Genomic DNA, 12,851 nt, shown 5'->3' with positions numbered 1-12,851 from the left:
CGGCCTGCGAATCGTCGCCTTTGGGTCGGCGGAACCCGCGGACGGTCAACCACTGCTCGTCGCCGGCCAGGCCGGTCCACGCCGCCAAGTCGTCACCGAGTGGCGCCATCGCGATGGAGTCGATCGCGAAACGCGTCTCAGTGGCGAAGGCCAGCAGGTCGTTGATCGACATGACGTGTTGGACATAGGAATCCGCGGACGGCCGCGGTACCACCAGCGTTCCGGTGCGGGGTCGCGAGGACACCAGGTTGTCGTCGCGCAGCCGCCGCAACGCCTCCCGAATGGTGTAGCGGCTGACCGAAAACCGTTCGCAGAGTTCATGTTCGGTGGGCAATTGCGAACCGACGGGATACACGCCCTCGACGATGTCCTTGCGCAGCGCCCGTGCCACCTGCAGGTAACGGTGGTCCGCCATCTTGGTGTCCGGCATCGGCGCGCCCGTCAGGTTTCCCGCCGCAGGGCCAGGACGCTGCCGTCGGCGTCCGCGGAGACGTACAACGTCCCGTCCGGGCCGGCGGCGATCCCGGCGAACGGACCCTGCGGACCCGAGAACGGCGGCATGCCGCGCAGCGGCTTGGGCACCACGCCCGGCGGCGCGCCCACCGGTAGATCGGACGCGACGACTTCGCGGGCACCGGTGGTCGCGTCGAACGCGACGATTTCCTTGGCGCCCGCGTCGACGACGTAGACCCGCCCCGCCGACACCGCGATGCCCTGAGGGCGCTGCAGGCCATCCAGTACCGGGGCGATCGCGCCACCCGCCACCCGCACCACCCGCCCGGCGCCGGTCTCGGTGACGAGGCAGGTTCCGTCGGCCGCGATCGCGACACCCGTGGGTTCGTGCAGCCCGGACGCCAGGGTCTCGACGCCGCCGGCCCGCAGGCACAGCACCCGGCCGGTGCCCAGCTCGGCGGTCACGATGGACCCCCCGGGCGCCACGGCGACGCCGTAGAGCTGGTCGAATCCGTCTGCCAGCACCTCGCTTTCGCTGCCGCCCGGCCGGTATCGGGCCACCTCACCGTTGGCGGTGGTGACGACGAACTCGCCGGCCGCGCCGTCGACCGCGGCCAGCCCGCGCAGGAAGCCGGGGTATCCGGGGCTGAACAACATGCCCGCGGTCCGCAATGGCCCGCGCTCGGGATCGGGGTCGGGCTCTAGCGCATACAGGTACGTCCCGTCGGCGATGAACAGGGTGCCGTCGGCGCCGAGCGCGAGGTCCAAGGGCCAGTTCAGCCCCCCCGGCAGCACGGTGCGGCACTCGCCGCCGTCGAGGATCTCGGTGATCTCGCCGGTGAAGTTGGAGACGAACAACCGGTCACCGACGAAGGTCAGGTTGTCCAGTCCAGGGTTCAGCGTGGCCAGCACCGTGCGCGCGCCGCTACGGGGATCGATGCGCAACACCTGCCCACTGTGTACCTGCGTCGAGACAAGACACCCGGTCGAATCGAACTTGACCGCATCGGGAACGCCCAGGTCCCCGGCGACCCGCTCGGGTTCGCCGCCGTCGGGGTGGATGCGCCAGATCTCGTTGGCGGTCATCAGCGGGAAATACAACAACCCGTCGGGTCCGACCTCCATCGCGTTCGGCGACGGCGCGTTCTCCAGCAACACCCGCGGCGCTCCGCCGGCCATGTCGAATTCCAAGAGGCGCCCGCCGTCGCGGCATTCGCCGATGAACAGTCGGTCCCGGTGCACGGTGATGCCGTTCGCCGACGGCACGTCGTCGCGTAGCACCCGGGTATGACCGCCCGCGTCGCGCACGCTCACCCGGCCGTCCATCACCTCGGTGGCATAGAGGTTGCCGCGGGAATCGAACGCCACGTCGTCCGGGCCGACGATGTCGCCGCCCTTGGCGCTGACCGTGTCGAGGCGCCCGGTCGCCAGGTCGAGCGCGCTGACCTGGCTGCCGGTCACCTGAGCGATGTAGACGCGGCCGTCCGGCCCGGTGCGCAGGCCGTTGGCGCCGAAGAGCCGGCTCGGCGCCGTCAGGCGCGCGAGCGTCCAGCCCGGCGCGAGCCGCGGCCCGCGCGGGGGCGAGTAGCGGCCGTCGAGGCGCACCGGTCGAGTCGTCACCGGTCGGACCATAGCAATCGGGCAATGGTCCAGACAATAGCCCCAATAGCCCGCGGATTCTCGGGTTGACCCCCTTGACGGGCCCTCACGCTCGGAGAATCATGCTCTCTGATGAGTGCACGCCATTATCTGGTACGGACAAATTCCTGACCGATGGGACATGACCTTCTCGACCTCGCCGGGCGCATCGTCGTGGTCTCCGGGGCCGCGGGTGGCGGCATCGGGACCGCGATCACCCGCACGGTCGCCGAGGCCGGCGCGACGGTGATCGCCGTCAGCCGGGGGCAGGACAACCTCGACCGCCACCTCGCGCCCCTGCGCGACGCCGGCCTCCCGGTCGTGCCCCTGGCCGCCGACGCCTCGACCGACGACGGCATCGCCGCCACGCTCGAGGCGGCGCGCGCGGCCAGTGGCGAACTGTATGGGCTGGTCAACGTCGCCGGCGGCGCCGACCCCGCGACCTGGATGCCGTCCACCCGGGTGACCCGCGGCGACTGGCGCGACCTGTTCGCGCGCAACCTGGAGACGATGTTCTTCATGAGCCAGGCCGTCGCCGCGGAGCTGCGGGGCCGTGGCCGGCCTGGCTCGATCGTGTCCCTCTCCTCGATCAGCGGGATGAACAGCGCCCCCTTCCACATCGCTTACGGCACGGCCAAGGCCGCGATCGCGGCCGCCACCCGCACCATGGCGGTCGAACTGGCCGGGACCGACGGGACACCGGCGATCCGGGTCAACGCGGTCGCCCCGGGGGTCATCAAGACGCCGGCGTCCGGCACCTACGTCGACGACGACGCCGAGCGCGACCGGCGCGCCATCGCAATGGGACGGCGCGGCTGCCCAGAGGAGATCGCAGGAACCGTGCTGTTCCTGCTGTCGGACCTGTCGAGCTACGTCACCGGGCAGACGCTGTTGGTCGACGGCGGGCTGAACCTGAAATGGGGCCACCTGGGCGCCGACAACACGTCGCTGTTCCTCAAGGACGAGGCGTTCCGCGCGGCCATCACGGACGGGGCCTGAGTCGCCGGCGGCGACCAGAGAGCGAGGAGGGGCGATGACGGAGAACGGCGCCGGCGCGGCGCAGGAACTCAGCGCACCGGTCACGATCCCGGTGCAGGCCTACCTGTCACAGGATTACCTACGGGCCGAACGAGACAAGTTGTGGCGCAAGGTCTGGCAACAGGTCGGACGGGTCGAGGACCTGCCCAGGGTGGGCAGCTTCCTCACCTACGACATCCTCGACGACTCCGTCATCGTGGTGCGCACCGGTCCGGACACCCTCAAGGCGCACCACAACGTCTGCATGCACCGCGGCCGGCGCCTGATCGATGTGCCCGAAGGGGCGAAAAGCGCCTGCGGACAACGCAAGTCGTTCGTGTGCGGGTTTCACGGCTGGACCTATGACCAGGACGGCGCCTGCGTCCACGTGCCCGAACGCCAGGACTGGCAGGGCGCCCTGACGCCCCAGAACACCCACCTGGCGTCGGTCAACGTTGACACCTGGGGCGGCTGGATCTGGATCAACATGGACCCGGCGGCCGAACCGCTGCGCGACTACCTCGAACCCGCGGCCACCATGCTCGACCCGTTCCGCCTGCAGGACATGCGGTGCAAATGGCGTAAATGGCTGCACTTCGACTGCAATTGGAAGGTCGCGATGGAGGCCTTCAACGAGACCTACCACGTGGCCACCACCCACCCGCAGTTCAACAAGTTCGGCAACTTCCGCGGGTGGGCGCACGCGCAGGGTAAGCACAGCAACATCGGTTACGACGCGCCCGCCGACCTGGAGGAGACCAAGTCCAAGATCCGGTTGGGAACCGGCGCGGACCCCCGCGTCTCGACCGCCGAAATGCAGATCTACACGTTGGAGGAAACCAACGCCACCACCACCAGAACGCTGGTGGAGGCGGCGCGCCGCCTGGTCGACGAGCTACCCGAGGACGCTCCCGCCAACCAGGTGCTCGAGCACTGGTTGTCCTCGGCGCGCCGCGACGACGCCGACCGCGGGGTGGTCTGGCCGACCATCGATCCCGAACACCTGGCCAAGAGCGGGACCGCGTGGCAGATCTTCCCGAACTTCCAGATCGGGCAGGGCCTGACCACCGCGCTGTGCTACAGCGCCCGGCCGCACGGTTATGACCCGGACAAGTGCATCTTCGAGGCGTCGTGCTACGAGCTGTACCCGAAAGGCGAAGAGCCGCACACCGAATGGGTGTACGCCGCGCCCGACGACCCGAGCTGGCGCAGCGTGTTGCCGCAGGACTTCTCCAACATGGCCGCCGTCCAGCAGGGCATGAAGTCCTACGGATTCACCGGCCCCAAGCCCAACCCTTACATGGAGCGCAGCACCGCGAACCTGCACCGCAACCTCGCCCGCTACCTGGGCACCGGGGCACCGAGTGAACTCGCTACCGGATTAGATGGAGGAGATCGACCGTGAAAGTCAACCTGGGATTCGGAGCCCACAACTCCCACGACTGGGACCGGGTGCTCGCCGAGGACTTCAGCCACCCGCCCGCGACGCCCGACTGGGAGTGCGTGCAATCCACCCTGGCGATCGCCGATCTCGCCGAGCCCCTGGGGTTCGACGGCATCTGGATGCCCGAGCACTGCGGTACCCCTTATGGCATGACGCCCAACCCGATTCAGGCGCTGAGCTATTTCGCCGGTCGCACCGAACGGGTCAGCCTCGGGACCTTCGTCGCCGTCGCGCCGTGGTGGCACCCGATTCGGCTGGCGCACCAGATCGCCTACCTCGACATCATCTCCAACGGCCGCTACACCACCATCGGCATCGGGCGCGGCGTCTCGAAGAGCGAGTTCGACGCCGTCGGCGTGCCGCGGGAGGAGAGCCGGCAGCGGTTCAACGAGACCCTCGACATCCTGGCGCTGGCGTTCTCGGGGGAGCGGTTTTCTTACGAGGGCGAGATTTTCACCGTCCCGGAGATGTCGTTGCGGCCGGAACCCCAAAGCCGCGACCTGTTCTCGCGGATCTACAGTTCGTCGTCGACCGCCGAGTCGTTGGAGATCTTGGCCCGCCGCGGCATGGTGCCGCTGTTCGTGGGCAACAAGCCGATCGAAGACGCCGGCCGAGAGGTCCAGAAGGTCAACACGTTCCGCAAGGAAGAGGGCCTGGCGCCGTGCCAGCCCAAGAACGTCATGTTCATGTACTGCACGACGGAGGACCCAGGCAAGACCGAGGAATGGATCTGGACCGCCAACCGCGACGTCACCGTGCACTACGGTTTCGCCGACGCCTCGAACTTCAAGGGCGTCAAGGGTTATGAGGCCTACGCCGCCCGGGAGGCCACAGCGACGGCCGTCCTCGCCTCCTCGGTCACCGGGTCGGACGCGGGTCCGGCGCAGGCGGCGCCGACGAAAACCCCCGGCTACCACGCATCTAACCTGCTGATCGGCACCCCGCAGGAGATCTTCGACCGGATTCAGGCCGCCCAGCGGGCGTGTTCGTTCTCCGAGCTCACCATCGTCCCGCAGTTCGGCACCATGCCCTACCCCGAGGCGATGGCCAGCACCCGGCTGTTCGCCGAGGAGGTGCTGCCCGCGGTGCAGGACATGGCGGCGCCGCTGCACGCCGCCGCGCTCCCCGAAAACGCCCTGGCATGACGGCGTTCTCCGGCCAGGACTGCCCGCCGTCGCAGACTCCCGACGACGTCGACTTCGACGCCCTGCGCGCGAAGTACCGGCTGGAGCGCGACAAGCGGCTACGCCCCGAGGGATCCAAGCAGTACGTCGAACTCGTCGACGATTTCGCGGGGTACTACGAAACCGACCCGCACAGCCCACCCTTGGTGCGCGACCCGATCTCGGCGGACATCGACGTCGCCGTGATCGGCGGGGGGTTCGGTGGCCTGCTGTGCGGCGCCTCCCTGAAAAAGGCCGGGGTGCAGGACGTCCGCATCATCGAACTCGGCGGCGACTTCGGCGGCGTCTGGTACTGGAACCGCTACCCGGGCATTCAGTGCGACAACGAATCGTATTGCTACGTACCGCTACTCGAGGAACTGAATTTCGTCCCGTCGAAGAAGTTCGCCGACGGCGCCGAGATCTACGAACACTGCCGCCGCATCGGCAAACACTACGGCCTCTACGATTCCGCGATCTTGTCCACCCAGGTGCGCGCGCTGCGTTGGGACGAGAACCTGAGCCGCTGGCGGGTCGGCACCGACCGCGGCGACGACATCCGGGCCCGCTTCGTGGTGATGGCCTCCGGGCCGTTCCACCGGCCGAAACTTCCCGGCATCCCGGGGATCAACGAGTTCTCCGGCCACAGCTTCCACTCGTCACGCTGGGATTACGCGTACACCGGCGGTGACAGCTCGGGCGGGTTGGACAAGCTCGCCGACAAGCGTGTGGCGGTGGTGGGCACCGGCGCGACGGCGATCCAGATCGTGCCGTTTCTGGGCCGGTACGCCAAAGAGCTGCTGGTCTTTCAGCGGACCCCGTCGTCGGTCGGGGCGCGTAACAACGCGCCGACCGACCCGGACTGGGTGAAATCGCTGCGGCCGGGCTGGCAGAAGGAGCGGCAACGCAACTTCCACGCCTGGACCTTCGAGGGGATGGCGCTCGGCCAGCCCGACTACGTCTGTGACTTCTGGACCGAACTGGGCCGCAACACCGCCGCGCGGGTGCTCGCCCTTGACGACCCGGCGTCGCTGACCCCCGAGCAGTTCATGGCGATCCGGGAAGAAGAGGATTTCAAGGTCATGGAGCGCCTGCGCCGCCGGGTCGACAGCCTCGTCGAGGATCCGAACACCGCCGAAGCGCTCAAACCGTACTACCGGTTCCTGTGCAAGCGGCCCACCACGAACGACGAATACCTGCAGACCTTCAACCGCCCGAACGTGCGGCTGATCGACGTGTCGGGCAGCAAGGGAGTGCAGCGGGCCACGCCGAAGGGGTTGGTGGCCAACGGGATTGAATACAAGGTCGACTGCATCATCTACGCGAGCGGCTTCGAGATCACCACGGAGATCAGCCGCCGCTATTCGATCGAGACCATCACGGGCCGCGACGGGGTGTCGCTGTTCGACTCTTGGCGCGACGGCTACAAGACGCTGCACGGCATGACCAGCCGCGGGTTTCCCAACCAGTTCTTCACCGGCTTCACCCAGGTCGGCATCTCCGCCAACATCGCCGCCAACTACGAATTGCAGGGCGAGCACATCGGCTACATCATCGCCGAGGCGCTGGCCCGCGGCGCGACGACCGTCGAACCCACCGAGGCGGCCCAGCAGGCGTGGTGCGACACCATCCGGCAGAACGCGATCGACAACAGCGCGTTCGATCGCGAATGCACGCCCGGCTACTACAACAACGAGGGCGGCGGCGCCGGCGCCCAGGCGGGCGAGGGCATCCGGTCCCACCTGGGCGAGCCGTACGGCCCCGGTTTCTACGCGTTCGGGGAGCTGCTGGCCCGATGGCGCGACCAGGGCGATCTGGACGGCTTGACGCTGGGATCATGACCGGCGAGCTGAGGTTCGACGACCGGGTCGCCGTGATCACCGGCGCCGGTAGGGGATTGGGCCGCGAATACGCGCTGCTGCTGGCCGCCCGCGGCGCCAAGGTGGTGGTCAACGACACCGGCGGCGCCCTGACCGGGGCGGGCGCGGACTCCGGCCCCGCCCACCGGGTGGCCGCGGAGATCGTGGCAGCCGGCGGCGAGGCGGTCGCCAACACCGACTCCGTCGCGACGGCCGACGGCGGCCGGCGCATCGTCGACGCCGCGCTGGACCGCTACGGGCGCGTCGACATCCTCATCCACAACGCCGGCACCGTGCGGCGCGCATCGCTGAAGCAGATGAGCTACGAGGATTTCGACGCCGTCCTCGACGTCCACCTGCGCGGCGCGTTCCACGTTGTGCGCCCGGCCTTTCCGGTCATGTGCGCCGCGCGCTACGGTCGCATCGTGCTGACCTCCTCGATCGGCGGGCTCTACGGCAACCACGACGTCGCGAACTACGCGGCCGCCAAGGCGGGCCTGCTGGGCCTGTCCAACGTCGTCGCCCTCGAAGGCGCCGCCGAGGGCGTGCGCTGCAACGTCATCGTCCCGTCGGCCCTGACGCGGATGGCGGACGGTATCGACGTGTCGGCGTACCCGCCGATGGGCACCGACCTGGTGGCCCCGGTGGTGGGGCTGTTGGCCCACGAGAGCTGCCCGGTCACCGGCGAAATGCTGGTGGCGATCGCCGGCCGCGTCGCGCGGGCCGTGGTCGCCGAGAGCCCGGGCGTGCACCGCCGGTCGTGGTCCGTCGAGGACGTGGCCGAGCAGATCGACGCGATCCGTTACCTCGCGGCGCCGTTGGTGTTCCCCGTCGTCCCCGACGGGCACGCCGATCACATCCGGTACAGCTTCGACACCGCCTCGCGGGCGACGCGGGACGGGGCCCACCATGTCTGACGGCGCGGCGCGCGGCGGTCCCCTCGCCGGGGTGCGGGTGGTCGACCTGACCGCGATGGTGATGGGGCCGTACTGCACGCAGATCATGGCTGACATGGGCGCCGACGTCGTCAAGGTCGAGCCGCCGCGGGGCGACGACACGCGTTACGTGTCCGTCGGGCCGGTCCGCGGCATGGGCGGCGTGTTCGTCAACGTCAACCGCGGCAAACGCGCCATCACCGTCGATCTGCAGACGGAGGCGGGAAAGACGGTGCTGCGCGCGCTGATCGAGCGCGCGGACGTGTTCATCCACTCGATGCGCTCGAAGGCGATCGCACGGCTCGGCTTCAGCTACGACGAGGTGGCCGCCATCAACCCGGCCATCGTCTACACCAACTGCTACGGCTACGGCCGGCGCGGCCCCCACAGGGATCTGCCCGCCTACGACGACACCATCCAGGCGGCGTGCGGCCTGCCGTATGTCCAGGAACAGCTCACCGGGGAACCCAACTACGTCGGCACCATCATGGCCGACAAGGTCGCCGGCCTGACCGCGCTCTACGCCACCACGATGGCGCTGTTCCACCGCGAGCGCACCGGCGAGGGCCAGGAGGTGGAGGTCGGCATGTTCGAGACGATGGCGTCCTTCATGCTGGTCGAACACGCCAACGGCGCCATGTTCGACCCCCCGCTGGGGCCGGCGGTCTACCCGCGTACGGTCGCCCCCAACCGCAGGCCGTATCGCACTAGTGACGGCTACATCGCCGCGCTGATTTACAACGACAAACACTGGAACGCGTTCATGGCGGCCGTGCGGCCACCGTGGGCCGGCGAGATGTACGCCACCCTCGAAAAGCGGTCCCGCCAGATCGACGCGGTGTACGCGTTGCTGGCCGAGACGCTGGCGCAGCGGACCACCCAGGAATGGCTCGAGCTGTTCCGGGAGCTGGAAATCCCCGCCTCCCCGCTGTCCAGCCCGGCGACGTTGTTCGACGACGAACATCTCAACGCCGTCGGCTTTTTCGAGACGGTGCCCACCGAGCACGGCCCCGTGCGCTTTCCCGGTGTGCCGACCTGGTTTTCCCGGACGCCCGGGCGGGTCGCCGGACCCGCGCCGCAGCTCGGGGCCCACACCGAGCAGGTGCTCGACGAACTCGGCCTGGCTCCCGTCGACGCCGAGCAGGCCGGGCCCAGCTAGGCCCCGCGGCGTCGGCCGCCGCGGCGCGGGGCGCCCGCGTGTCTTCGCCGGGATCCGGCGCGGCCGCCCTTAAGCTGGCTCCGATCAACAGGAGGGGCAGCGACGTATCGGCATCAACTATGGCGCCGGACGAGATAGTGGTCAGGGCGCGCTGACGACAGACACCGAGCCGGGCGGGCCGAAATCCGCACCGGCTCGTGGCGCTCACCCCCGGTGGGTGGCGCCCGTGCGCAGGGCCGGCCGGCTGGCGATTTGGGATCGGCCGGAGCGGCGCAACGGGATTCCCGCGCTCGACGGGCTGCGCGCGATCGCGGTGGCGCTGGTCCTCGTCGGGCACGGTGGAATCCCCGGAGTGAGCGGCGGTTTCATCGGCGTCGACGTCTTCTTCGTGCTCAGCGGATTCCTCATCACCTCCCTGCTGTTGGACGAGCTGGGCCGTACCGGCCGCATCGACCAGACCGGCTTCTGGATCCGGCGGGTGCGCAGGCTGCTGCCCGCGCTGGTGTTGATGGTCCTCACGGTGGCCGCGGCCCGCGGGCTGCTCCCCGAACAGGCGCTCACCGGCCTGCGTAACGACGCCATCGCGGCGTTCCTGTGGATCGCGAACTGGCGCTTCGTCGCCCAGAAGACCGACTACTTCACCCAGGGGGCGCCGCCGTCACCGCTGCAGCACACCTGGTCCCTGGGCGTGGAGGAGCAGTACTACTTCGTGTGGCCGCTGCTGCTGATCGCCGTGGCGCTGGCCCTGGCGGCGCGCGCCCGGCGGCGGCGCAGCTGGGCCACCGTCGGCGACGTCCGGTTCGTCGCCTTCCTCGTCGCCGCGCTGGGAGCCGTGGCCTCCGCCGCGGCCGCCATCGTGCTGGTGTCCGACGGCACCAGGGACCGGGTGTATTTCGGCACCGACACCCGCGCGCAGGCGCTGCTGATCGGGTCCGCGGCGGCGGCCCTGCTGGTGCGGGACTGGCCGTCGTTGAACCGCGGCTGGTGCCTGATCCGGACGCGGTGGGGGCGCCGGGTCGCCCGGATCCTGCCCGTGTTCGGCCTTGCCGGGTTGGCGGCCGCCACCCACTACGCGACGGGCAGCGCCGGCGAGTTCCGGCGCGGTCTGCTGGTCGGCGTCGCGGTGGCCGCCGTCTTGGTCGTCGCCCCGGTGGCGCTCGAGCAGCGGGGCCTGGTCGCCCGACTGCTCGCGGTACGGCCGCTGGTGTGGCTGGGCACCATCTCCTACGGCGTGTACCTGTGGCACTGGCCGATCTTCTTGGCCCTCAACGGCGAACGCACCGGGTGGTCGGGCCTGCCGCTGTTCGCCGCGCGGTGTGGCGCCACCGTCGCGCTGGCGGCCGCGTCGTGGTGGCTGCTGGAACAACCGATCCGCCGCTGGCGCCCGGCGCGGGTGCCGCTGCTGCCGCTGGCCGCCGCGACCGTCGCCAGCGCGGCCGCGATCACCCTGTTCGTGGTGCCGGTGGGCACCGGTCCCGGGCTGCGCGAGGTCGGCCTGCCGCCCGGGGTCTCGGCGGTGGCCGCCGTCACGCCGTCGCTGCCCGCGGCGCGCCCGGGCCCGCGAGACCCCAACCGCCCCTTCACCGTTTCGGTGTTCGGCGACTCGATCGGGTGGACCTGGATGCACTACCTGCCCCCGACGCCGGGGTTCGCGTTCCTCGACCACACCGTCATCGGCTGCAGCCTGGTCCGCGGCACCCCGTACCGCTACCTCGGGCAGACTTTGGAACAACGGTCGGAATGCGACGGGTGGCCGATCCGGTGGTCGACGCAGGTCAGCCAGGACCAGCCGGACGTGGCGCTGCTCATCATCGGCCGCTGGGAAACCGTCGACCGCGTCAACGAGGGCCAGTGGACGCACATCGGCGACCCGACATTCGACGCGTACCTCAACGGTGAACTCGAGCGGGCCTTGAACATCGTGAGCGCCAACGGTGTTCGCGTCGTCGTGGCCTCGGTGCCGTACAGCCGGGGCGGGGAGAAGCCGGACGGCCGGCTCTACCCCGAGGACCAACCCGACCGCGTCAACCTGTGGAACACCATGTTGCGCAAGACCGTTGGCCACCACCCGAACGTCCAGATCCTCGACCTCAACAAGAAACTCTGCCCGGACGGTGTCTACACCGCGAAGGTGGACGGCATCAAGGTGCGCAGCGACGGGGTCCACCTCACCCCCGAAGGGGTGAGGTGGCTCACGCCGTGGCTCGAGGAATCGCTGCGCTGAACACTTAGCCGGTGCGGCAGCTGACCTCCATGCTGTCGCTGTCGCGAACGTTGAAGTTGAAGCTCACGTAGCCGTTGTCCGGGTTGCGGACCCGGTCCAGGTACGGCTGGGTGTCGGCGGCGTTGGTGTTGTCGGCGACGATCAACACCCCGGGCGACAACCGCGGTTCGAGCAGTTCCAGCACCGGCAGGTAGAGGTCCTTCCACCCGTCCAGCAAGACGAAGTCGACGCTGCCCGACAACTCGGACAGCGTGACGAGGGCGTCGCCTTCGAGGATGGTGATGAGGTCGTCGAGGCCGGTTTCGGCGAAAGTGTCTCTGGCGGCGGCGATTTTGGTGGTGCTGAGCTCGGTGGTCACCACTCGGCCGGCGCCGTTGTCGCGCACCGCCGACGCCAGGTGCACGGCGGAAATGCCGAACGACATCCCGAATTCGACGACGGTCGCGGGCCGGGTCGCGCGCACCAGCGAGTACAGCAGGCGGCCGGCTTCGGGCGTCACCGGGATGTAGAACTCGCTCATCGCCTCGGCACGTTCCTGGGCGTTCATCGGCCGATCGAAGGTGCCCCGCCGTTCGCGCAGCAGCGACATCTGATTCTTCGACTCGGTGTACATGCGGTCGAGCGTCGACGCGACCCTGGGGTCCTGCAGCGTTGTGGTCATGCCCTCGAGGGTAGGCGCCGTTACGAAACTGTAAACGCGTTTGACGAGCCTCAATCCGGGGTGTAGACATGTCTTCGCAAGCACCTCGGTAGGTGAGGCGTCTGCACGGCGTATCCGACCATCATTGGTGGTCCGGAAGCCACTTGGGCTCAACCCTTGGGTCCGGGAAGAGCTGTCCTGACCCGGGGCGTCTCTCGACGTTCGGGGTCAGTGGCCTGTGTCCGTGCAGACGCCTCACCTACCGAGGTGCTTGCGAAGACATGGCTACACCCCGCATTGAGGCTCGTCAAACGCGTTT

At 69.2% G+C, this 12,851-nt stretch carries 10 protein-coding genes and 1 riboswitch; of the genes, 7 read left to right on the top strand and 3 right to left on the bottom strand.

The window, feature by feature from the left end; translation table 11 throughout:
• A partial coding sequence (locus A5714_RS20290; RefSeq protein ID WP_156747411.1) for a GntR family transcriptional regulator occupies positions 1 to 430 on the bottom strand: 430 nt, incomplete at its 3' end.
• Positions 431 to 441: 11 nt separating this feature from the next.
• A complete protein-coding gene (locus A5714_RS20285) occupies positions 442 to 2,085 on the bottom strand; it encodes an SMP-30/gluconolactonase/LRE family protein (RefSeq protein ID WP_068288232.1) in 1,644 nt (547 codons plus the stop codon).
• Positions 2,086 to 2,226: 141 nt separating this feature from the next.
• On the opposite strand from A5714_RS20285, the gene A5714_RS20280 reads away from it, so the two are divergent.
• The 7 genes from A5714_RS20280 (at position 2,227) to A5714_RS20250 (ending at position 11,892) form a co-directional block, all read left to right on the top strand.
• Entirely contained in the window at positions 2,227 to 3,090 is an 864-nt protein-coding gene (locus A5714_RS20280) for an SDR family NAD(P)-dependent oxidoreductase (RefSeq protein ID WP_068288229.1), read from the top strand.
• Positions 3,091 to 3,124: 34 nt separating this feature from the next.
• Positions 3,125 to 4,513, top strand: coding sequence for an SRPBCC family protein (locus A5714_RS20275; RefSeq protein WP_068288226.1), 1,389 nt, complete (start codon positions 3,125 to 3,127; stop codon positions 4,511 to 4,513).
• On the top strand, positions 4,510 to 5,697 hold the full coding sequence (locus tag A5714_RS20270; protein WP_068288223.1) for an LLM class flavin-dependent oxidoreductase: 1,188 nt from the start codon (positions 4,510 to 4,512) through the stop codon (positions 5,695 to 5,697). Before A5714_RS20275 ends, A5714_RS20270 begins: the two co-directional genes overlap by 4 nt.
• Positions 5,694 to 7,556, top strand: a complete 1,863-nt coding sequence (locus tag A5714_RS20265) for an NAD(P)/FAD-dependent oxidoreductase (RefSeq protein ID WP_068288220.1) — start codon at positions 5,694 to 5,696, stop codon at positions 7,554 to 7,556. The genes A5714_RS20270 and A5714_RS20265 overlap by 4 nt, the downstream gene beginning before the upstream one ends.
• Positions 7,553 to 8,491: an SDR family NAD(P)-dependent oxidoreductase gene (locus A5714_RS20260; protein WP_068288217.1), complete on the top strand. Its 939-nt coding sequence runs from the start codon at positions 7,553 to 7,555 to the stop codon at positions 8,489 to 8,491. Before A5714_RS20265 ends, A5714_RS20260 begins: the two co-directional genes overlap by 4 nt.
• Positions 8,484 to 9,668 (top strand): CaiB/BaiF CoA-transferase family protein, encoded by a 1,185-nt coding sequence (locus A5714_RS20255; protein ID WP_068073907.1) that lies wholly within the window; start codon positions 8,484 to 8,486, stop codon positions 9,666 to 9,668. The genes A5714_RS20260 and A5714_RS20255 overlap by 8 nt, the downstream gene beginning before the upstream one ends.
• Before the next feature lie 226 nt (positions 9,669 to 9,894).
• Positions 9,895 to 11,892 (top strand): acyltransferase family protein, encoded by a 1,998-nt coding sequence (locus A5714_RS20250; protein WP_068288234.1) that lies wholly within the window; start codon positions 9,895 to 9,897, stop codon positions 11,890 to 11,892.
• A gap of 4 nt (positions 11,893 to 11,896) precedes the next feature.
• Here A5714_RS20250 and A5714_RS20245 read toward each other — a convergent pair whose 3' ends face one another.
• A complete protein-coding gene (locus A5714_RS20245) occupies positions 11,897 to 12,553 on the bottom strand; it encodes an O-methyltransferase (protein ID WP_068073905.1) in 657 nt (218 codons plus the stop codon).
• A 77-nt stretch (positions 12,554 to 12,630) separates the two neighbouring features.
• Positions 12,631 to 12,806: riboswitch (M-box (ykoK) riboswitch) on the bottom strand.
• Positions 12,807 to 12,851: the final 45 nt, after the last annotated feature.

Source organism: Mycobacterium sp. E2462, from assembly GCF_001672685.1.
Classification (GTDB): Bacteria; Actinomycetota; Actinomycetes; order Mycobacteriales; family Mycobacteriaceae; genus Mycobacterium.
This window is presented reverse-complemented; position numbering and strand designations above follow the sequence as displayed.

What these genes read in the sequence shown, in the direction of transcription:
- A5714_RS20285 (WP_068288232.1), bottom strand. Translation starts at nt 2,085, where the DNA reads ATGGTCCGACCGGTGACGACTCGACCGGTGCGCCTCGACGGCCGCTAC.
- A5714_RS20280 (WP_068288229.1), top strand. Translation starts at nt 2,227, where the DNA reads ATGGGACATGACCTTCTCGACCTCGCCGGGCGCATCGTCGTGGTCTCC.
- A5714_RS20245 (WP_068073905.1), bottom strand. Translation starts at nt 12,553, where the DNA reads ATGACCACAACGCTGCAGGACCCCAGGGTCGCGTCGACGCTCGACCGC.
- A5714_RS20265 (WP_068288220.1), top strand. Translation starts at nt 5,694, where the DNA reads ATGACGGCGTTCTCCGGCCAGGACTGCCCGCCGTCGCAGACTCCCGAC.
- A5714_RS20275 (WP_068288226.1), top strand. Translation starts at nt 3,125, where the DNA reads ATGACGGAGAACGGCGCCGGCGCGGCGCAGGAACTCAGCGCACCGGTC.
- A5714_RS20260 (WP_068288217.1), top strand. Translation starts at nt 7,553, where the DNA reads ATGACCGGCGAGCTGAGGTTCGACGACCGGGTCGCCGTGATCACCGGC.
- A5714_RS20255 (WP_068073907.1), top strand. Translation starts at nt 8,484, where the DNA reads ATGTCTGACGGCGCGGCGCGCGGCGGTCCCCTCGCCGGGGTGCGGGTG.